Annotated in this window: 15 protein-coding genes and 1 tRNA gene; 9 read left to right on the top strand and 7 right to left on the bottom strand. The window is 59.8% G+C overall.

What is annotated here, in order from left to right; all coding sequences use genetic code 11:
• The first annotated feature begins 479 nt into the window (after positions 1-479).
• Both B0E33_RS04025 and B0E33_RS04020 read left to right on the top strand, forming a co-directional pair.
• The gene (locus B0E33_RS04025) at positions 480-2,075 is read left to right on the top strand and encodes a bifunctional metallophosphatase/5'-nucleotidase (RefSeq protein WP_077290486.1); all 1,596 of its coding nucleotides are present in this window, start codon (positions 480-482) and stop codon (positions 2,073-2,075) included.
• A 377-nt stretch (positions 2,076-2,452) separates the two neighbouring features.
• Positions 2,453-2,528 (top strand) — tRNA-Phe (locus B0E33_RS04020).
• 63 nt (positions 2,529-2,591) lie between these two features.
• Here B0E33_RS04020 and B0E33_RS04015 read toward each other — a convergent pair.
• Complete coding sequence (locus B0E33_RS04015) at positions 2,592-3,548, bottom strand: LysR substrate-binding domain-containing protein (protein ID WP_035908189.1); 957 nt, start codon at positions 3,546-3,548, stop codon at positions 2,592-2,594.
• A gap of 156 nt (positions 3,549-3,704) precedes the next feature.
• Here B0E33_RS04015 and chvE point away from each other — a divergent pair, with 156 nt between their 5' ends.
• From chvE to B0E33_RS03980, 7 genes are all read left to right on the top strand, one after another.
• On the top strand, positions 3,705-4,784 hold the full coding sequence (gene chvE, locus B0E33_RS04010) for a multiple monosaccharide ABC transporter substrate-binding protein (protein ID WP_022999981.1): 1,080 nt from the start codon (positions 3,705-3,707) through the stop codon (positions 4,782-4,784).
• A 249-nt stretch (positions 4,785-5,033) separates the two neighbouring features.
• On the top strand, positions 5,034-6,548 hold the full coding sequence (mmsA, locus tag B0E33_RS04005) for a multiple monosaccharide ABC transporter ATP-binding protein (RefSeq protein ID WP_055658457.1): 1,515 nt from the start codon (positions 5,034-5,036) through the stop codon (positions 6,546-6,548).
• An 11-nt stretch (positions 6,549-6,559) separates the two neighbouring features.
• Complete coding sequence (mmsB, locus tag B0E33_RS04000; RefSeq protein ID WP_022999983.1) at positions 6,560-7,804, top strand: multiple monosaccharide ABC transporter permease; 1,245 nt, start codon at positions 6,560-6,562, stop codon at positions 7,802-7,804.
• A gap of 4 nt (positions 7,805-7,808) precedes the next feature.
• The gene (gene araD1, locus B0E33_RS03995) at positions 7,809-8,804 is read left to right on the top strand and encodes an AraD1 family protein (protein WP_022999984.1); all 996 of its coding nucleotides are present in this window, start codon (positions 7,809-7,811) and stop codon (positions 8,802-8,804) included.
• Between the two features lie 3 nt (positions 8,805-8,807).
• Positions 8,808-10,550 carry an L-arabinonate dehydratase gene (araD, locus tag B0E33_RS03990; RefSeq protein ID WP_077290485.1) on the top strand — a complete coding sequence of 581 codons (1,743 nt, stop codon included), beginning with the start codon at positions 8,808-8,810 and terminating at the stop codon, positions 10,548-10,550.
• Positions 10,550-11,473, top strand: a complete 924-nt coding sequence (locus B0E33_RS03985) for a Gfo/Idh/MocA family protein (RefSeq protein WP_077290484.1) — start codon at positions 10,550-10,552, stop codon at positions 11,471-11,473. The genes araD and B0E33_RS03985 overlap by 1 nt, the downstream gene beginning before the upstream one ends.
• 27 nt (positions 11,474-11,500) lie before the next feature.
• The gene (locus tag B0E33_RS03980; RefSeq protein WP_077290483.1) at positions 11,501-13,009 is read left to right on the top strand and encodes an aldehyde dehydrogenase (NADP(+)); all 1,509 of its coding nucleotides are present in this window, start codon (positions 11,501-11,503) and stop codon (positions 13,007-13,009) included.
• Between the two features lie 152 nt (positions 13,010-13,161).
• On the opposite strand, the gene B0E33_RS03975 is transcribed toward B0E33_RS03980, so the two are convergent.
• From B0E33_RS03975 to B0E33_RS03950, 6 genes are all read right to left on the bottom strand, one after another.
• The gene (locus B0E33_RS03975) at positions 13,162-13,881 is read right to left on the bottom strand and encodes a FadR/GntR family transcriptional regulator (protein ID WP_055658466.1); all 720 of its coding nucleotides are present in this window, start codon (positions 13,879-13,881) and stop codon (positions 13,162-13,164) included.
• Entirely contained in the window at positions 13,878-14,867 is a 990-nt protein-coding gene (gene yjfF / locus B0E33_RS03970) for a galactofuranose ABC transporter, permease protein YjfF (protein ID WP_077293137.1), read from the bottom strand. The genes B0E33_RS03975 and yjfF overlap by 4 nt, the downstream gene beginning before the upstream one ends.
• Positions 14,867-15,907: an ABC transporter permease gene (locus B0E33_RS03965; RefSeq protein ID WP_055658468.1), complete on the bottom strand. Its 1,041-nt coding sequence runs from the start codon at positions 15,905-15,907 to the stop codon at positions 14,867-14,869. Before B0E33_RS03965 ends, yjfF begins: the two co-directional genes overlap by 1 nt.
• The gene (locus B0E33_RS03960; protein WP_075281237.1) at positions 15,907-17,421 is read right to left on the bottom strand and encodes a sugar ABC transporter ATP-binding protein; all 1,515 of its coding nucleotides are present in this window, start codon (positions 17,419-17,421) and stop codon (positions 15,907-15,909) included. The genes B0E33_RS03965 and B0E33_RS03960 overlap by 1 nt, the downstream gene beginning before the upstream one ends.
• A gap of 77 nt (positions 17,422-17,498) precedes the next feature.
• Positions 17,499-18,452 carry a galactofuranose ABC transporter, galactofuranose-binding protein YtfQ gene (gene ytfQ / locus B0E33_RS03955; protein WP_022999992.1) on the bottom strand — a complete coding sequence of 318 codons (954 nt, stop codon included), beginning with the start codon at positions 18,450-18,452 and terminating at the stop codon, positions 17,499-17,501.
• 460 nt (positions 18,453-18,912) lie between these two features.
• Positions 18,913-20,073 (bottom strand): Gfo/Idh/MocA family protein, encoded by a 1,161-nt coding sequence (locus tag B0E33_RS03950; protein WP_022999993.1) that lies wholly within the window; start codon positions 20,071-20,073, stop codon positions 18,913-18,915.
• Between the last annotated feature and the right edge of the window lie 178 nt (positions 20,074-20,251).

The following is a 20,251-nucleotide window of genomic DNA, read 5'->3' as shown; positions in this document are numbered from 1 at the left end:
GGCGGGCCATATGATCCGCCGGTTCGTTTGCCGGCGAAGCAGGCGCGAAGGCCTTGCCGGTATTCCAGGCAGAACTCGGCGCCTCAGTGCTCCTTTCCCGAAAATCTTCTCAAAAGTCCCCGAAAACCGCCCGCCACCGGAGTTTTCGGGAAGCCTTGCCATTTGCCTGTTCAGCCGGCTGCCACGGAACTTGGCTCGGCAGAGTTGGCGGGATTGAGCTATTTTTAGGCAGCGCTGCAAAAATATTTATCCAGCAAAATTTTTTTCAGTTTCATGCCGCCAAACACTTGCAGCTGTCATAAAACTGCACCAAGATCTTTTTATACCGGCGATCCTGACGCCCTGAATTCCGGTTTTGTCCGGTAGGGTTGATGCCTTTTGTTGAGGGGCGTACGGGGTTTTTAAGAACACCGGGAAGCCGGCGTCAGGCGTCTCGTTCCTGATACGGCATAACCAACCTATCCAAGGGCGAGGGTCCGATGAAAAAACGTTTTCTGAGCGCCGCAGTGCTGTCCGTGACCACGGCACTGTCGACGGCAGCCTATGCCGATTATTCGCTGACAATCTTGCATACCAACGACTTCCACAGCCGCATCGAGCCGATCAACAAGTACGATTCGACCTGCGGTGAAGAGGACAATGCAGAAGGCAAATGCTTCGGTGGCACGGCGCGCCTCGACACGATCATCAAAGATCGCCGCGCGGCCAGCAACAACACGATCCTCGTCGACGGTGGTGACCAGTTCCAGGGCACGCTGTTCTATACCTATTACAAGGGCAAGGCTGCCGCCGAGTTCATGAACAAGCTCGGCTACGACGGAATGACCGTCGGCAACCATGAATTTGATGATGGACCTGAAGTCCTGCGCGGCTTCATGGATGCGGTGGAGTTTCCGGTCCTGATGTCCAACGCGGATGTGTCGAAGGAGCCTCAGCTTGCCGACGTGCTGAAGCCTTCGATCGTCATCGAACGCGGCGGTGAGAAGATCGGCCTGATCGGCCTGACGCCGGAGGACACGGATGAACTGGCCAGCCCCGGCGCGAATATTTCCTTCACCGATCCGGTTGCGGCCGTAACCCGCGAAGCGGAGAAACTTGCTGCCGAAGGCGTCAACAAGATCATCGTCCTCAGCCACTCCGGCTATAACGTCGACAAGGAAGTTGCTGCCAAGGCACCTGGCATCGACGTGATTGTCGGCGGCCACTCCAACACTTACCTGTCCAACACGTCGGACGATGCCGAAGGCCCGTATCCGACCATGATCGACGGTCCGGATGGAACGCCGACGGCCGTCGTTCAGGCCTACGCCTACGGCAAGTTCCTGGGCGAACTGAACGTGACCTTTGACGACAATGGCGTCATCACGGAAGCTGCCGGTGAGCCGATCATTATCGACAACACCATCGTCGAAAATCCGGAACTTGTTTCCCGCATCAAGGAACTCGCGGAACCGCTCGACGAAATCCGCAAGGAAGTCGTTGCCCAGGCCGATGCTCCCATCGGCGCCGACCGGGAAGTCTGCCGGGCCCAGGCTTGCGAAATGGGGATCCTGGTCGCAGATGCCATGCTTGATCGCGTCAAGGGCCAGGGTGTCCAGATCGCCATCCAGAACGGCGGTGGTCTGCGTGCCTCCATCGACGCCGGTGAGATCACCAAGGGCGAAGTCCTGACGGTGCTGCCGTTCCAGAACACGCTGTCCACTTTCGAACTGAAGGGGTCCGATGTGATCGCGGCTCTAGAAAACGGTGTCAGCCAGGTGGAAGAGGGCGCGGGCCGTTTCCCGCAAGTGGCCGGTCTTAAGTATTCCTTCGACAAGACCAAACCTGCCGGGGAGCGGATCTCCGATGTCATGGTGATGGAAGGCGACAGCTACGTTCCGCTGGATTCGGAAAAGGTCTATGGCGTGGTGTCCAACAACTACATGCGCGGTGGCGGCGACGGCTACAAGATCTTCGCGACCAACGGCATGAACGCCTATGACTTCGGACCGGACCTGGCCGATGTGGTTTCCGAGTATCTTGCAGGCAAGAACGGTTACTCAGCCTACACGGACGACCGGATTACCGTGAAATAAGATCGACAGGATCGTTGATGACTGTCAGAGGCGCGCCATCCGTGGCGCGCTTCTTTCGTTTGCACGTCAGTATTTGGGGGGGGCGGGTGCGTACCGCAGCATAGAGGTGATGACTTGACTGTGGGTCAGAGAGCCTCCGACCACGTGCCTTGTTGCGACGGAAGCCCAGATATATGTGACACAGTACGAAACGATTTTGGTCAGGTTTGGGAAAGATATTGTTTTTCAGAAGGTTAGTGGGGCTGAAAGTTTTCAACAGATGAGGTGAGGCCGTTCGGCAAAAAACTTTGCCGGGGTGCTGGACAAGGTTTCAGGGAGCCTCTATAAGGACCGGGCTTTCAGCGAACGGGGCTCGCCCCGGACCACTTGCAAGGCACGCCCAGATAGCTCAGTTGGTAGAGCAGCGGATTGAAAATCCGCGTGTCGCTGGTTCGATTCCGGCTCTGGGCACCACTCTCCCTCTACAGTTTGTCAATTTTTTCAAGACGTTGCATCGCTTCGGCTTGCGACTTGCAATCACGCGAGTATCGTTTCGCCCGTGATTGCCCGCAGGACTTCGCGTGCCACGATCCGGGCGACAGGCGTCAGAACCTGGCCTTTTCGGGTCAGGAAGGAATAGGTCTCAACCGACAAGGTGAGATCGCTTTCAAGGGCCGTGATCGTGCCCGGACTTCCGTCTGCATTTTCTGCAAAGCTTGAGGCAACCGATTGGGCGACAGCGGCAATCGCGTTGGTACGCTGCACAGTCGTAACCGTGAACAGGAACGAAGACGTCGTCAGCACCTTGGTGGGCAGTCCAAGCCCCTTGTCGCGCAATGCCTGTTCCGTCGTGGTGCGGATCGGGGCGCCAACAGGAGGAAGGACCCAGTCAAAACCCAATAGGGCTTCTGCAGGTACAGGTGCTGCGAGGCGGGTCAGCGGATGATCCGTCCGGGCGACAAGGCAGGCAGGTTCGCGCAGGAGAGGGCGTTCCTCGAACAGGTCCGGATCTTCATCCACCGGCACGCGGCTGAGGGAAAAGTCGAGCCGCCCGTCCTCCAGCATCGGTGCCAGATCGAGACTGGGACCGACTTCCACCGAAATGGAAATATCCGGGTAGCTGAGGCGCACGTGACGTATTGCGGGCAGGACATATTCGATTGCAGGGCCCGTCACCGACCCGATGCTGACGTGCCCGCTCTGGCCGGACTTGTGCTGTTCGATATCGCGTCCCGCATCGGCAAACTCCTGCAGGATGCGCACACAGCGTTCGGCCAGTTTGTGGCCGATGTCGGTCAACTCGATTCCGCGGCCCGATCGCACGTAAATGTCGGCTTCCGCCACGCGCTCAACTTCGGAAATCAGACGCGAAGCGGCCGGTTGCGACATGCCGAGAGCGCTTGCTGCGTCGGTGAGGCGAGTGTGTTTTGCAAGCTCCGCGAGCAATCGCAAGTGGGAGATTTTCATTCCCCGCCGCAGCAAGTCCAAGCTCATGGCCGATTTCCATTATTTCATATCAATTAAGGTATGTAATGATAATGAATAATAATTTGACCGTCATGTTACTTTTCCATTTTGTACTCCCCGGCATCAACCCGTGAATGCCTGTGACTGAATTGGGCCGGCTGGGATCCGGTCCGGGAGGACGATATGAAATTTGTTTCCAAGGCGCTTGTCGCGGTAGCGGCAGCAGCAACCCTTATGTCCGGCGTGGCGCTGACCGGCGCAGCAATGGCCCAGGACAAAGGCTCCATCGGCATCGCCATGCCGACGAAATCCTCGGCACGCTGGATCTCCGACGGCAATTCCATGGTCGAGCAGTTCACCGAAGCCGGCTATGAAGCAGACCTGCAGTACGCAGAAGACGATATTCCGAACCAGCTCGCCCAGATCGAAAACATGATCACCAAGGGTGTGGACGTTCTGGTGATCGCAGCCATCGACGGCACCACGCTTTCCAATGCTCTTGAAAATGCGGCCGCATCCGGCATCAAGGTCATCGCCTACGACCGCCTGATCCGTGACAGCGGCGACGTCGACTATTACGCGACTTTCGACAACTTCAAGGTCGGCGTGCAGCAGGCAACGTCTCTCGTGAACGGCTTGAAAGAGCGGTTCGGCGACGGCCCCTACAATGTCGAACTCTTTGGCGGTTCTCCGGACGATAACAACGCCTACTTCTTCTACGACGGTGCGATGTCCGTTCTGCAGCCGCTGATCGACGATGGCACGATCGTCATCCAGTCCGGCCAGATGGGCATGGACACCGTCGGTACGCTGCGTTGGGACGGTGCAGTTGCGCAGTCTCGCATGGATAACCTGTTGTCCGCTCACTACACCGACAAGCAGCTGCACGGCGCTCTCAGCCCGTATGACGGCCTGTCCATCGGCATCCTGTCTTCTCTCAAGGGTGTCGGCTACGGTTCCGGCGATCTGAAGATGCCGATCGTCACCGGTCAGGACGCCGAAGTCCCGTCCGTGAAGTCGATCCTGGCCGGCGAGCAGTACTCGACCGTTTTCAAGGATACCCGTGAACTTGCCCGCGTCACTGTCGGCATGGTTGATGCCCTGCTGGGTGGCGGCGAGCCGGAAATCAACGACACCACCACCTACGACAACGGTGTGAAGGTTGTTCCGTCCTACCTGCTGGAGCCGGTTTCCGTCGACGCCAGCAACTGGGAAGAGATCCTGATCGGAAGCGGTTACTACACTGCAGACCAGGTCAAATAAGAACGACAACACCCCGGAGCATCCTGCGTTCAACCGAGCGCACACCGGATGCTCCGCCACTTTGGACGTGATCAGCTTCAGGAGGATCGATCCCATCCGATTGATCTTCCGTTGATCCGGCAGCACTTACCACCCATCGACACGGCAATTCCGCTCTTCCTCGCAGTCCTGGGAGAGCGGAATGGACCCGGACCCTGATTGTCCGGCTCGGTGGGCGGGTCTTTCCTCGGAATTCGGAGAACGGGGTCGATGGCACTCCTTTCCATGCAGAACATCAGCAAGACCTTTCCCGGCGTGAAGGCGCTGGACCGGGTCAATCTGGATGTCCAGAAGGGCGAAATTCACGCCGTCGTCGGCGAGAATGGCGCAGGCAAATCCACACTGATGAAGGTTCTGTCCGGCGTCTATCCGCACGGTCAATATGACGGCGAGATTGTTTTTGAAGGTGAACCGGCCCGGTTCTCCGGCATATCGGACAGTGAAAAGCAGGGCATCATCATCATTCACCAGGAACTTGCCCTGGTGCCGCAGCTTTCGATTGCCGAAAACATCTTCCTGGGCAACGAATGCGCCAGCAAGGGCGTGATCGACTGGCGGAAAACCAACCAGCGGACAGAAGAACTGCTCGCCAAGGTCGGTCTCTCGGAGCCCCCGACGACCAAGGTCGACTCCATCGGCGTTGGCAAGCAACAGCTTGTCGAAATCGCCAAGGCCCTGTCGAAGGACGTCAAGCTGTTGATCCTGGACGAACCGACGGCGGCGCTGCAGGAAAACGACAGCCGCAAGCTGCTTGATCTCATGCTGGAACTCAAGGCGCAGGGCGTCACCAGCATCATCATCTCGCACAAGCTCAACGAAGTCCGATATGTCGCGGACAGCGTTACGGTGATCCGTGACGGCATGACCGTGTCGAACCTCGACGCCAAGGCAGGCCTGAGCGAGGACGATATCGTCCGCGACATGGTCGGCCGGGACATGACACATCGGTTCCCGGAGCACAGCCGGACACCGGGCGATGTCCTGATGGAAGTCACGGACTGGTCCGTCTGGCATCCCGAGCATTCCGAACGGCGCGTGATCAAGAACGCTTCCTTCAATGTTCGGGCTGGCGAGGTCGTCGGCATTGCCGGGCTGATGGGATCGGGCCGGACCGAACTGGCCATGTCCATCTTCGGCCGGTCCTATGGCCGTAACATCAGCGGATCGGTGAAGCTCAAGGGCCAGCCGATTGATGTCAGCACCGTGGACCGGGCAATTGCAGCGGGCATCTCCTACGTCACCGAAGACCGCAAGGCCCTCGGGCTGGTTCTGGACGAGACGATCCGGTTCAACACGACGCTTGCCAACCTGAACGGCGTTTCTTCCGGGCCCATCCTCAAGCGCAACGAGGAAACCCGCGTCGCCGAGAGATATCGGGAAGCGCTGGCGATCCGTACGCCGTCGGTGTTCCAGAAAACGGTCAACCTTTCCGGAGGCAATCAGCAGAAGGTGGTGCTGGCCAAATGGCTGTTCACCGCGCCGGAAGTGCTGATCCTGGACGAGCCGACCCGCGGCATCGACGTTGGCGCCAAATATGAAATCTACACCATCATCAACGACCTCGCCGCGCAGGGCAAAGGCGTGGTCATGATCTCGTCGGAAATGCCGGAACTGCTCGGCATGTGCGACCGGGTCTACGTCATGAACGAAGGGGCTCTCGTCGGTGAACTTGCCGCCGGCGATGCGAGCCAGGAGCGCATCATGTCGCTCATTGTCAACGAGTGAGAGAAAAACCCATGGAACTGGCTGATAGCGACACCAATGCGACGCCGGTCGTGAAGACCAAGGGCATCGGCGAGTATATCTCCTCGCATTTGCGGCAATACGGACTGCTGTTCGCGCTGATTGCGGTGATGGCCTTCTTCGAGGTGGTTACCGACGGCACGCTGCTGCGTGCAGTAAACATCACCAACCTGCTGCTGCAGAACTCCTACATCATCATCATGGCGCTCGGCATGCTGATCGTCATCGTCTCGGGCAACATCGACCTGTCGGTCGGCTCGGTGATGGGCTTCATCGGGGCGCTCGCCGCGGTCATGATCGTCAACTACGGCCAATCGCCGTACATCACGATGATCGTCTGCCTGGCCATCGGCGGACTGATCGGCGCGGCCCAGGGGTATTGGGTCGCCTATTGGAAAATACCGTCCTTCATCGTGACGCTGGCAGGTATGCTGGTCTTCCGCGGCTTGTCGCTCTGGCTTCTCGAAGGTCAGTCGGTGGGTCCGTTCCCGAAGGAATTCCAGATCATTGCCACCGGGTTCGTACCGGACATGTTTCCGGCCGGCATGGGGGAGGCACTGGCGGATCTCTTCGGTGCTCGCAAGGTCAATGTTCTTGCGCTCGCAACCGGTGTCGTAGCCGCAGCCCTTGTGGTCTGGATCGGCATGCGCCAGCGGGCACAGAACAAGGCCTACGGCATCGAGGATGAGCCGACGAGCTTCTTCATCGCCCGCAACGTGATCATTGCTGCCGCTCTGGTGTTCGTGATGTTCAAGCTGTCCCTGTTCCGCGGCCTGCCGAATGTCCTCATCACCATGGGCGTCCTGACGATCATCTATGCCTTCATCACCGAAACGACGACGGTCGGCCGCCGGATCTACGCACTTGGCGGCAACCAGAAGGCTGCCAAACTGTCCGGTATCAAGACCGAACGACTGACCTTCCTGGCCTTCACCAACATGGGTGTTCTGGCTGCTGCCGCGGGTCTCGTATTCGCTGCACGTCTCAACACCGCAACGCCCAAGGCCGGCTTCGCATTGGAACTGGACGTGATTGCGGCCGTCTTCATCGGCGGGGCGTCCATGTCAGGCGGGGTCGGCACCATCATTGGCGCGGTTGTCGGAGCTTTCCTCATGGGCGTGCTGAACAACGGCATGTCGATCATGGGCATCGGTATCGACTACCAGCAGATGATCAAGGGCCTCGTGCTGCTCGCAGCCGTAATTTTCGACGTCTACAACAAGAACAAGCAGGGGTAACGCTATGCTGATTTCCCAGATCCTGGATGATGCCGGCAAACGTGCCGTGGTCGTCCGCAATGGCAGCGAAGCTTCTGTCCTGAAGGGAGTTGCCTCCACCTACGAGCTGGTTCAGGAAGCCATCGCAAAAGGCCAGAGCCTGACCGAATGTATCCGAGGACATGAACTCGGTGCGGCGGTCGACCTGGAACAGCTGGCCTCGGAAGGCCGGTTGCTGCTGCCGATCGACCACCCGGACGCAGCCCATATGCATCTGACAGGCACGGGGCTGACGCACCTGGGGTCCGCGGCAACTCGTGATGCCATGCACGCCAAGGCGAAGAACGACGATGCCAACGTCACGGACAGCATGAAGATGTTCCAGCTCGGCCTTGAAGGCGGTCGGCCGCAGCCGGGCCATGTCGGCGTCCAGCCGGAATGGTTCTACAAGGGCAACGGGTCCTGCGCGGTGGCGCCGGGCGGTGATCTTGTCAGTCCCGGTTTCTGCGAGGATGGCGGCGAGGAACCGGAAATCGCCGGGGTATATGTTATTGCCGAAGACGGAACACCTTTCCGCGTCGGCTTCGCGCTCGCCAACGAGTTCTCCGATCACGTAATGGAACGCCAGAACTATCTGTACCTGGCACATTCCAAACTGCGTCCGGCCTCCTTCGGGCCGGAACTGATGGTCGGTCCGCTTCCGGAGAAGGTTGAAGGCACCAGCCGGATCTACCGTGACGGCGCAGTGCTTTGGGAAAAGCCATTCCTGTCGGGCGAAGGCAACATGTCCCACACGCTGGCGAACCTGGAACACCATCATTTCAAGTATGACGTTTTCCGCCAGCCGGGCGATCTGCACGTGCACATGTTCGGCACGGCAACGCTTTCCTTCGCCGATGGCATTGGCTGCCGGGAAGGGGACGAGGTCGAGATTTCCGCGCCGGGGTTCGGCGTTCCCCTGAAAAACCGCTTGGCTTTCAAGGCTGCGGAAGCCGGGGCGGCTCAAGTAAAGGTTCTTTAGATCATGGCATTCAAACCGGCGAAATGGCCGCGCAAACTGCGGTCGACCGAATGGTTCGGCGGCACCAGCCGTGACCACATCTATCACCGCAGCTGGATGAAGAACCAGGGTCTGCCGGACGACCTCTTCGATGGTCGCCCGGTTATTGGCATCTGCAACACCTGGTCCCAGCTCACGCCCTGCAACGCGCATCTGCGCGATCTGGCGGAGCGCGTCAAACACGGGATCTACGAGGCCGGCGGCTTTCCGGTGGAGTTCCCGGTGTTCTCGACCGGCGAGAGCACGCTGCGTCCAACGGCAATGATGTTCCGCAATCTTGCCAGCATGGATGTGGAAGAAGCGATCCGGGGCACGCCGCTGGATGGCGTCGTCTTGCTGGTTGGCTGCGACAAGACCACGCCCTCTTTGCTGATGGGCGCAGCCTCTGTCGATATTCCGGCAATTGTCGTCACCGGCGGCCCGATGCTGAATGGCTGGTTCCAGGGCGAACGGGTCGGCTCCGGCACGCACCTCTGGAAATTCTCAGAGGCGGTGAAGGCTGGGGAAATGACCCAGGAGGAGTTTCTGGAAGCCGAGGCCGCCATGAGCCGGTCCCCTGGCAGCTGCAACACCATGGGCACGGCATCCACCATGGCCTCTATGGCCGAGGCGCTCGGCATGGCACTGTCCGGCAATGCGGCGATCCCGGCTGTCGACAGCCGCCGCCGGGTGATCGCGCATCTCTCCGGCCGGCGGATCGTGCAGATGGTGAAGGACGATCTGAAACCGTCCGATATCCTGACCCGCGAAGCGTTCGAGAACGCCATCCGCACCAATGGTGCCATCGGCGGGTCGACGAATGCGGTCATTCATCTGCTGGCCATCGCCGGCCGTGTCAGCATAGACCTATCGCTCGATGATTGGGACAAGGCAGGCCGGGACATCCCGACCATCGTCAACTTGATGCCGTCCGGCAAATACCTGATGGAAGAGTTCTTCTATGCCGGTGGTCTGCCGGTGGTGATCAAGCGCCTCGGCGAGGCGGGCATGCTCAACAAGGATGCCATCACCGTTTCCGGCGAGACCATGTGGGACCAGGTCAAGGACGTGAAGAACTGGAACGAGGATGTCATCCTGCCGGCGGAAAAGGCGCTGACCAGCCAGGGTGGTATCGCGGTTCTGAAGGGCAACCTTGCACCCAATGGCGCTGTCCTGAAACCGTCTGCCGCGTCGCCGCATCTGATGCAGCACAAGGGCAGGGCAGTGGTCTTTGAAGATATCGACGACTACAAGGCCAAGATCAACGACGATGCCCTCGACATCGACGAGACCTGCGTCATGGTGCTGAAGAACTGCGGCCCCAAGGGGTACCCGGGCATGTCGGAAGTCGGCAACATGGGCTTGCCGCCCAAGGTGCTGAAGAAAGGCATTACCGACATGGTCCGCATTTCGGATGCGCGCATGTCCGGCACGGCTTATGGCACCGTTGTCCTGCACACCTCTCCGGAGGCTGCTGCCGGAGGTCCTTTGGCTGTTGTGAAAGACGGCGACATGATCGAACTGGATGTTGCGAACCGGACAATCCATCTCGACATTTCCGAACAGGAATTGTCCGCACGGCTTGCAGCATGGAAGCCGTCGCACCATGTTCCGGACAGCGGCTACGCCCGCCTGTTCCATGACCACGTTCAGGGTGCCGACACCGGCGCCGATTTCGACTTCCTGAAAGGCTGCCGCGGTTCCGCCGTGCCGAAGGATTCACATTGATGGCAGAAAAACTGGCGCTGGTGGGCATCGGCAAGATTGCCCGCGATCAGCACATTCCGGCAATTGCCGGTAATCCGGACTGGCAGTTGGAGGCGGCCGTCAGCCGTCACGCTGGCGTTGACGGGATCGATCATTTCCAGACGATCGACGAGCTTCTGGAAAAGCGGCCGGACATCACCACGGTCTCGCTCGCCATTCCACCGCAACCTCGGTTCGAGTATGCGGCCAAGGCCTTGAAGGCCGGCAAGCATGTGATGCTGGAAAAGCCGCCGGGTCAGAGCCTTGCCGAATGCTATGCGCTGGAGGCACTTGCAAGGCAACACGGGGTGACGTTGTTCGCCACCTGGCACTCTCGCTACGCAGATAGCGTACCGGCGCTGAAGGCATTCCTTGCCGAACGCACGTTGAAACGGCTCAAGATCACCTGGAAGGAAGATGTTCGCCGTTGGCATCCCGGCCAGGAATGGATCTGGGAGCCGGGTGGCATGGGGGTCTTCGACCCAGGTATCAATGCGCTCTCGATCCTGACCGAGGTTCTTCCTTATCCGGTTCACCTCACCGGTGCGACGCTGGAGTTTCCGGCGAACCGGGCAACGCCGATTGCCGCCGGGCTGACCTTCGCAGATCCGGTTGGCGCGGAAATGTCCGCCGATTTCGACTGGCGTCAGGAAGGGCCCCAGACATGGGACATCGACGTTGAAACCGACCGGGGCGCCGCAAAGCTGTCACTTGGCGGTGAGAAGCTGGAAATCGACGGTGAGCCCGTTATACAGGGGACGAACCATGAATATGCCAACCTCTACGTCCGTATGGCGGATCTGGTGAAATCGGGCACGAGCGACGTCGATCTCTCGCCGATGATCCATGTGTGCGACGCCTTTTCTCTTGGGCGGCGCGTCATCACTGATCCGTTCGAATTCTGATCCATCTTCAAAACCAGAAGGTTTGACATGACTTTTATGCCTCACGGAAAGCAGCTTGTTGCAGGGCAATGGGTTGCCGGCGATGCAACATTTACCTCCGAACCGGCGCATGGCGCGTCTCACGCTTTTTCCGTCGGTACCGCCGACCAGGTGGACGCGGCCTGCCGCGCAGCGGAAGAAGCCTTCTGGAGCTATGGCTATTCCAGCAGTGAAGAGCGGGCGAAATTCCTCAATGCCATTGCAGAGGAGATTGAAGCCCGTGCGGACGCCATCACCGAGATCGGCACGTCCGAAACCGGTTTGCCGGAAGCGCGTCTTCAGGGCGAGCGTGGTCGCACCACCGGCCAGTTGCGCCTGTTTGCCTCGCATATTCTGAAAGGCGATTATCTCGACAAGCGTCACGACGAAGCCCTGCCGGACCGCCAGCCTCTGCCGCGCCCGGACCTGAAGCTGGTCCAGCGCCCGATCGGGCCGGTCGCGGTCTTCGGTGCTTCCAACTTCCCGCTGGCATTCTCGACCGCCGGCGGTGATACGGCATCGGCTCTGGCTGCGGGCTGCCCCGTGGTCGTCCGTGGCCACCCGGCCCATCCGGGCACCGGTGAGATTGTCGCCGAGGCGATCGCCGCAGCCATCAAGTCCTGCGGCCTGCATCCGGGTGTCTTCTCCTTCATCCAGGGCAATGGTTTCGAGGTTGGCCAGGCGCTTGTTCAGCACCCGCTGATCACCGCCGTCGGTTTCACTGGCTCCCTGCGTGGCGGCCGTGCCTTGTTCGACATGTGCGCACAGCGCCCGGTGCCGATCCCGTTCTTTGGTGAACTTGGTTCGGTCAACCCGATGTTCCTGCTGCCGGCGGCGCTCTCCGCTCGCGGCGAGGCAATTGCAAAGGGCTGGGCCGGATCGCTGACAATGGGTGCTGGCCAGTTCTGCACCAACCCGGGCGTTATCCTGGTGCTCGAAGGTCCGGATGCGGACGCCTTCGTTGCGACAGCAGCAGAAGCCCTCGGCGGCATTGGCAAGCAGACCATGCTGACAGACGGAATTGCGGCCGCCTACCGGTCCGGTTCCAAGCGGGTTGCCGCTTCCAGCGGTGTCCGCGAATTGATCGGCACGTCCTGCGAGACCCGTGAAGCCGCACCTTACGTCTTCGAGACAACCGGCGACAACTGGCTGGCCAACGAGGAACTGGGCGAGGAAGTCTTCGGCCCGCTCGGCATCGTGGTCCGCGTGAAGGATGAAGCACAGCTTCTGGAAATCGCCAAGGGCCTGGAAGGCCAGCTCACCTGCACGTTGCAGATGGATGAAGGCGACAAGGACCTTGCCCGCAAGCTGATGCCGGTGCTGGAGCGCAAGGCAGGCCGCGTGCTTGCAAATGGCTTCCCGACCGGTGTGGAAGTTGCCGACAGCATGGTTCACGGCGGGCCTTACCCGGCATCGACCAACTTCGGTGCCACCTCCGTCGGCACGATGGCTATCCGGCGCTTCCTGCGCCCGGTCTGCTACCAGAACCTGCCGGACGACCTGCTGCCGGCCAGCTGAGCCGGGTGGGCGATCAAATGACGACCTCATCCTGAGGAGGACCTTCAGGTCCGTCTCGAAGGATGGGCACCTTGCTCTGAACAAGTGGCCCATCCTTCGAGACGCGCACAAGTGCGCTCCTCAGGATGAGGCGTTTTTTCAAGTTTGAAGCCTCAGATATTCAGTTCGATCTTCCGGCCGGCCAGGATGACGGCGACCATGGCGTCATGAGCGGCTTTCGCGTCTCCGGCCTTGATGGCCGTGACGATGGCGCGGTGACGCTCGACGAACTCGTAGGTTTCCTGGTCGTTGCGCTCGTTGGCCTCGGCAATGAAGAGGGAATAGAGCGCGGCCTGAACGAGATCTCCAAGTGACTGCAGGAAGCGATTGCCGGAGAGCTTCAGGATCATCTTGTGAAACTCCAGATCGGCCACGGCCACGGCAGCCCTGTCCTTGCCGGTGGCAAGGTTGTCGCAGAGTTTGGACAGGGTCACGCATTCCGCATCGGTTGCGCGCTTGGCGGCGCTGCCTGCCGCCGCCGGTTCGAAGATCAGGCGTATCTCGAACAGGTCTTCCAGAAACGGACGCTGGTTGTTGAGCGCGGCGTGCCAGCGCAGGACGTCCGGATCGAACATGTTCCATTCGGATGCGGGCCGGACATGGGTTCCAACCTTGGCTTTCGACTGGATCAGGCCTTTTGCGATCAGCGTCTTCTTCGCTTCCCGCACCACCGTGCGCGAGACGTCGAACATTTCCGAAATGTCCGGGTCCAGGGGGATCATCGTTTCCGGCGGATACTCACCTGCAACGATGGCTCTTCCCAGTTGCTCGACAACCTGATCGGTATGGTTTCCGATCTGGCTTCCCAACCCGCCGGTGGCGACGAAGGTCATGATTGCGCGGCGAACTCTGTCGCTGGTTTTCTGCGCAGTGTCGTTGCCCAAGTGAGTCCCTTCTGAAGCAAGATGAAGCCGAAGAGCAAACCGCCGATCACGATCTTTGTCCACCAGCTCGAAAGCGTTCCGTCGAACACGATAAAGGTTTGTATCAACCCCATGATCAAAATGCCAAAGAATGTGCCTGCGACAAAACCAGTGCCGCCGGTCAGCAATGTGCCGCCGATCACCACCGCCGCGATGGCGTCGAGTTCGACCCCGACCGTCGCCAGTGAATAGCCGGCGGACGTGTAGAGAGAGAAGATGATCCCGGCAAGTCCGGCAAGGCCGCCTGACGTGGCGTATATGCCGATGGTGGTCCTTGCCAGGGGAACGCCCATCAGCCGGGCCGTCGACAGCCCGCCGCCAAGTGCATAGACATTCTGGCCGAAGCGGGTGCGGTGGGCGACGACGATGCCGACGAGGAAGGTCAGCAGCATGATCATGCCGGTGAGCCGGAAACGTCCGCCGCCCGGAGCCTTCCAGTAAAGCGACTGCAGTGTGTCGTAGAACTCGTGGGTAATCGGCACGCTGTCGGTCGACAGTACATAGGCCGCGCCGCGGGCCAGGAACATGCCTGCCAGCGTGACGATGAAGGGCGGCATCTCCAGATAGTGGATCATCGCCCCCATCGCCGCGCCGAAGGAAATGGTGATCGCCAGTACCAGGACAAAGGCGACCAGCGGATGGATCGAGGTATCCCTCAGGATCACAGCCAGAAAGACGCCGGTAAAGGCGATCACCGAGCCGACCGAAAGATCGATGCCCCCCGAAAGGATCACGAAGGTCATGCCGACGGCGGCTATTCCAAGAAAGGCGTTGTCTGTCAGAAGGTTCGCGACGACCCGTGTCGACAGCATCGCCGGGTATTGCGACGCGCACAGCGTATAGGCCAGCACGAAAGTCGCGATGGTGATCAGAAGCGGCAGATGAGTGGAGCGGATCATTGCGGGCTTTCTTTCGCTTCCTTGATGGGGTCGGACGGCTGGGGCTCCGCGGAAGCCCGCAAGATGTAAAGCGCGTGTTTCACGGTCGGAGACTGGATGACCAGGATCGCGATGATGATCAGTGCCTTGATGACCAGGTTGAATTCAGGCGGCATGCCGGACAGCAGGATCACCGAATTGACCGACTGGATGATCAGGGCTCCGAGCAGCGACGCCATGATCGAGAAACGCCCGCCAAGCAGCGAGTTGCCACCAATCACCACCGCCAGGATGGCATCAAGTTCGAGCCAGAGACCGGCATTGTTGGCATCTGCCCCCTTGATATCCGCCGCGACGATAACGCCGGCCAGTGCCGCGCAGACACCGGAAATCAGATAGACCGAGATGATCAGTACGCGGCTGTTGATGCCCGCAAGGCGCGAGGAGCTCTCGTTGATGCCGATTGCCTCGATCAGCATGCCAAGCGCTGTCTTGCGAACCACTGCCGCAACCGCGAGCCCGAGCCCGATCCAGATCAGGATCGGGGTCGGAATGCCCAGGATCGTGCCGGCGCCTAGGTGGATGAGGCCAGGATCCAGGAAGGTCAGGATTGTTCCCTCCGTCACCAGCTGCGCAATGCCCCGGCCGGCGACCATCAGCACAAGAGTTGCGACGATCGGCTGAATGCGCAGGACAGCAACCAGCACGCCGTTCCACAGGCCGCAGATCGCACCGACGGCAAGCGCACCGGTAAGGGCGACGTGCCAGCCATGCCCATCCACGGCAAGGGAAGCGGCAACCGCACCGGCAATTGCCATGACGGCGCCAACCGACAGATCGATGCCTCTGGTCGCGATGACCAGTGTCATGCCGATGCACAGAAGGGCGGTCGGTGCGCCACGATTGAGCACGTCAATCAGATTGCCGAAGAGGCGACCGTTCTGGAATTCTATCCGGAAGAAATCCGGGAATACCATGAAGTTCAACATCAAAACGGCAGCCAGGATGATCAGCTGCGGGGTGATCCGCCGAAGGGTGTTGTGAACATGTGCGGTCATCAAACAGCCTCCGCCATGGGTTCGTCGGCAATGGCCGCGACAATGTTGGAAGTCGTGATGTCGTCACCGGCAAGTTCGCATACCTGACGCCGGTCACGCAGCACGATCACCCGGGTGGAATAGGCGACGAGTTCTTCCAGCTCGGACGAGGCCACAAGAAGCGCCATGCCGTCTTCGCGCAGTTTCTCGATAAGGGCGATGATTTCCGCGTGGGCGCCGACATCAATGCCGCGTGTCGGTTCATCCAGGATGAGGAAGGCCGGATTGGTCGCCAGCCATCTTGCCAGCAGTGCCTTCTGCTGATTACCGCCAGAAAGCAGGCGGATAGGCATGTCCAGACTGGCGAGGCGAATGTCGAGGGCCTTCACATAGGCTTCCGCCAGTTCGTTGACCTTTGCCTTCGGTAGTGGCCGGAACCAGCCCTGTCGGGCCTGCAGAGCCAGAATGATATTCTCCCGCACGGAAAGATCGCCGACGATACCGTCGCTCTTCCGGTCTTCCGGACAGAGCGCAAACCGGTGCGCGACGGCCTCACGCGGGTTCTTGATGGTGACTTTCTTGCCTTCCAGCAGCGCTTCGCCCTGGTCAGCCTGCACGGCGCCAAAGATGATTTCGGCAGTTTCCGTACGTCCGGACCCCAGAAGCCCGGCAAGTCCGACGACTTCGCCCTTGCGCACGGTCAGGTCAAACGGCGTGATCATGCCGCGTTTGCCGAAGTTCGTCAGCTCTATCAATGTGTCACCGGTTGCCGACGGGGCGCGGTCGTGAATGCGATCTTCCAGCTGCCGGCCGAGCATCAGCGTCACGATCTCGGTCTGGGTTGCATCTGCAAGCAGACGGGTGCCAACCACACGGCCGTTTCTCAGCACCGTTGCACGGTCGGAGATCTCGAACACCTGGTCGAGGAAATGCGTGATGAAGACAATGGCGAGACCACGCGCCTTCAGTTTTTCAATGACGGAAAAAACAAGGTCGACCTCATCCCGGTCGAGGCTGGCTGTCGGTTCGTCAAGGATCAGAACCTTGCCGGAAAGCTCGACGGCACGGGCAATCGCGACCACCTGTTGTACGGCGACGGAATAGGCCGACAGCGGTTCGGCCGGATTGACGGAGAGGCCGAATTCGGCAAGCAGATCCCGCGCCATCTTCATCATCTTGCGCTGGGAAATGAACCCGTGCCACATCGGTTGGCGGCCGAGAAAAAGGTTCTCCGCAACAGTCAGGTTCGGCAGCAGATTCACTTCCTGGTAGACGGTGCCGATACCCAGTTTCTGGCTGTCCTGAGTGCTGTTGGGCGAGATTTCCTGACTGTTCAGGAGGATGGTGCCGGCATCGCGCCGATAGGCACCGGTCAGGCATTTGATCAGGGTGGATTTTCCGGCCCCGTTTTCGCCGAGCAGCGCATGCACTTCACCCGGATAAAGGGTCAGGTCCACTGCATCCAGCGCTATGGCCCCCGGAAAGAATTTGGATATGCCCCGGCATTCGAGCACAGGGTCGGTTACGCTCGCCATGTATCGGCTTCCCCCGAAGTCGGACTTCCTGAACCTTGAGATGCCGGGCGGCAGGCCGCCCGGCATCGGGATCGTTCTTAGTATCCCAGGTCTTTCTTCATCTCGTAGATGGCCATGTTATCATCTTTGAGCGTGTAGAGTTTGGACTCGGTCTGGATCCACTTCGGCGGCATCGTGCCATCCGCAAGGTAGGCTTCAAGCGCGTCCAGCGCCGGGCCTGCCATGTTCGGGGTCAGTTCGATCGTGGCATTGGCTTCGCCGTTTGCCATCGCCAGGTGGATGTCCGGAACACTGTCGATCGAGACGATCTTGATGTCCTCGCCGGGCTTCAGCCCTGCTTCCTTGATCGCCTGGATGGCGCCGACGGCCATGTCGTCGTTGTGGGCATAAAGGGCACAGATGTTGGCGCCGCCAACAGCCTTCAGGAAGCTTTCCATGACGACCTTGCCCTGGCTGCGGGTGAAGTCGCCGGTCTGGCTACGGACAATGTTCAGATTGTCATGGCCGGAAATCGCCTGCTCGAAGCCCTTCTTGCGGTCGATGGCGGGGCTGGAACCGGTTGTTCCCTGAAGTTCGACGATGTCGCACTTCTCGCCGGCAGTTTCATCAACCAGCCACTGGCCGGCGACGCTGCCTTCATGAACCAGATCCGACGTGACGGCGGTCATGTAAAGATCTTCCGGTGCGTCGACAGTCCGGTCAAGCAGCACGACCGGGATCTCGGCATCCTTGGCTTCTTCCAGGACTTCGTCCCAACCGGTGGCAACCACAGGAGCGAGCAGGATCGCATCGACACCCTGTGCGATGAAAGACCGGATCGCCTTGATCTGGTTTTCCTGCTTCTGCTGGGCATCGGCAAATTTCAGATCAATGCCGCGCTTTTCAGCTTCCTGCTTGGTGACAGTTGTTTCAGCTGCACGCCAACCGGATTCAGATCCGATCTGCGAAAAACCGATGGTCAGATCGGCAGCCATGGCGGTCATCGGGACAAACGACATTGCCCCGGCAATAAGCATTGCCTTGAGTTTCATAGGGTCTCCTCCACAAGGTATATTCTCCTCACAAAAATCATTAAGTAATACTTTATTACTTTTGTAAAGCGAGTAGCGTTGTGCGGTGCGAATGGGATGGGTAAGTGTCTGTAATAATGAGAAAAATAGAGATCTGGATTGCCTCTTTCCTTCGTCATTTTCGGGGCTGATCCGGCAATCCACGCCGATGCGGAGCCATTTCCAGGAGGCGTGACAGAGGTCAGGAAGGGGCATGGAAACCACGGTTGAGCCATGGCGCGACGAGGAAGGGGTGAGGCCCGCCATTCGCCCTCCCGTTCCAAGTTAAATTCCAGGGTACGGTACACACCACCGTGTGGAATTGCCGAGAGCGGCAAGGATGTTGTTCTGTGGCCCTGCATTCTCAAGGGAGAGTGCTCTGAAAACGACAAAAGCCCGGGCAGCAGAGCCCGGGCTTCGTAAAATGCGACGATAGGCAAGACTATCCGTCCAGCTTCACCCAGGCAGCGTTTTTCGCCGAAGAGCGGACGCAGGCGTCGACAAAGCGCACGCCGGCAAGTCCGTCCGTGATTCCCGGAACCAGAGAGCTGGCGTCCTTGCCGGACTGGTGGGCACGGATGGCGTCGGCAGCGTCCTTGTAGAGGTTGGCGAAGCCTTCCAGATAGCCTTCCGGATGTCCTGGCGGCACACGTGTGGCCGAGGCGATGCTGTCGAGCATGCCGGCACCGCCCCGGGTCAGCAGTTGCTTCGGCTTTCCGAAAGGCGTGTAGTGGAGATAGTTCGGGTCTTCCTGGTGCCACTCGAGCCCGGCCTTGTCGCCATAGATCCGGATCTTGAGATTGTTCTCGTTGCCCGGTGCCACCTGCGAACACCACAGCATGCCGCGCGCGCCGCTGGCGTAGCGCAGCATCACGTGGCCGTTGTCATCCACCTGACGGCCCGGAACGAAGGACTGCAGGTCTGCAGCAAGGCTTTCCGCCGACTGGCCTGTGATGAAGCAGGCAAGATTATAGGCATGAGTGCCGATATCGCCCGTGGAGCCGCCAAGACCCGTACGTGCCGGGTCGGTACGCCAATCAGCCTGCTTGTTGTGCTGTTCCACCGTCAGCCAGTCCTGGGGATACTCCACCTGAACGACGCGGATCGTGCCGAGGTCGCCACTGGCTACCATCTCGCGTGCCTGCCGAACCATCGGATAACCGGTGTAGTTGTGCGTCAGGAAGAAGAGAGCATCGGAGCTTTCCGCAGCCTTCACGAATTTCTTGGCATCGGCCAGGGTTGAAGTCAGAGGCTTGTCGCAGATGACATGGATCCCGCGTTTCAGGAATTCCTTCGCCGCCGGATAGTGCATGTGGTTCGGCGTGACGATGGCAACGGCTTCTATGCCGTCTTTCAGCCGGGCTTCACGCTTGGCCATTTCCTCGAAGGAGCCATAGATGCGATCTTCCTTGAGGCCGAGCGCGCGGCCAGATTCAAGCGCTTTCTCCGGGGTGGAAGACAGGGCGCCCGCCACCAGGTCGTAGGCGCCGTCGATGCGCGCGGCAATTCGGTGAACGGCGCCGATAAAGGCATCCTTGCCGCCGCCGACCATGCCGAGCCGGATCGGGCGCGTCTGCACGGTGTCTTTTCCTTCGATGGCCATATCGCTCCTCCTGAAACTGTTTCTGTTCTATCGTGCCGCGCGCTGTAATCGATTACACGCGTTGTTTACATACATAGAAACCTCATGCTGAGGAAGCGCGGATGCGCTTTTTCGAGGGAGGGGCCACTTGTTTTCAAGATTGCAGCCCATCCTTCGAAACGGACCGGGCGGTCCTCCT

It is taken from the genome of Roseibium algicola, assembly GCF_001999245.1.
Classification (GTDB): domain Bacteria; phylum Pseudomonadota; class Alphaproteobacteria; order Rhizobiales; family Stappiaceae; genus Roseibium; species Roseibium algicola.
The sequence above is the reverse complement of the archived record's forward strand: the minus strand, read 5'-3'. Positions and strand labels throughout refer to the sequence as shown.

Bases quoted from the DNA above. Each gene is read 5' to 3' on its own strand.
- B0E33_RS03975 (WP_055658466.1), bottom strand. From the start codon at position 13,881: ATGACCTTCGTCGCCACCGGCGGGTTGGGAAGCCAGATCGGAAACCAT.
- ytfQ (WP_022999992.1), bottom strand. From the start codon at position 18,452: ATGAAACTCAAGGCAATGCTTATTGCCGGGGCAATGTCGTTTGTCCCG.
- B0E33_RS04025 (WP_077290486.1), top strand. From the start codon at position 480: ATGAAAAAACGTTTTCTGAGCGCCGCAGTGCTGTCCGTGACCACGGCA.
- B0E33_RS03965 (WP_055658468.1), bottom strand. From the start codon at position 15,907: ATGACCGCACATGTTCACAACACCCTTCGGCGGATCACCCCGCAGCTG.
- B0E33_RS04015 (WP_035908189.1), bottom strand. From the start codon at position 3,548: ATGAGCTTGGACTTGCTGCGGCGGGGAATGAAAATCTCCCACTTGCGA.
- mmsB (WP_022999983.1), top strand. From the start codon at position 6,560: ATGGAACTGGCTGATAGCGACACCAATGCGACGCCGGTCGTGAAGACC.
- B0E33_RS03960 (WP_075281237.1), bottom strand. From the start codon at position 17,421: ATGGCGAGCGTAACCGACCCTGTGCTCGAATGCCGGGGCATATCCAAA.
- chvE (WP_022999981.1), top strand. From the start codon at position 3,705: ATGAAATTTGTTTCCAAGGCGCTTGTCGCGGTAGCGGCAGCAGCAACC.
- araD (WP_077290485.1), top strand. From the start codon at position 8,808: ATGGCATTCAAACCGGCGAAATGGCCGCGCAAACTGCGGTCGACCGAA.
- araD1 (WP_022999984.1), top strand. From the start codon at position 7,809: ATGCTGATTTCCCAGATCCTGGATGATGCCGGCAAACGTGCCGTGGTC.
- mmsA (WP_055658457.1), top strand. From the start codon at position 5,034: ATGGCACTCCTTTCCATGCAGAACATCAGCAAGACCTTTCCCGGCGTG.
- B0E33_RS03985 (WP_077290484.1), top strand. From the start codon at position 10,550: ATGGCAGAAAAACTGGCGCTGGTGGGCATCGGCAAGATTGCCCGCGAT.
- B0E33_RS03980 (WP_077290483.1), top strand. From the start codon at position 11,501: ATGACTTTTATGCCTCACGGAAAGCAGCTTGTTGCAGGGCAATGGGTT.
- B0E33_RS03950 (WP_022999993.1), bottom strand. From the start codon at position 20,073: ATGGCCATCGAAGGAAAAGACACCGTGCAGACGCGCCCGATCCGGCTC.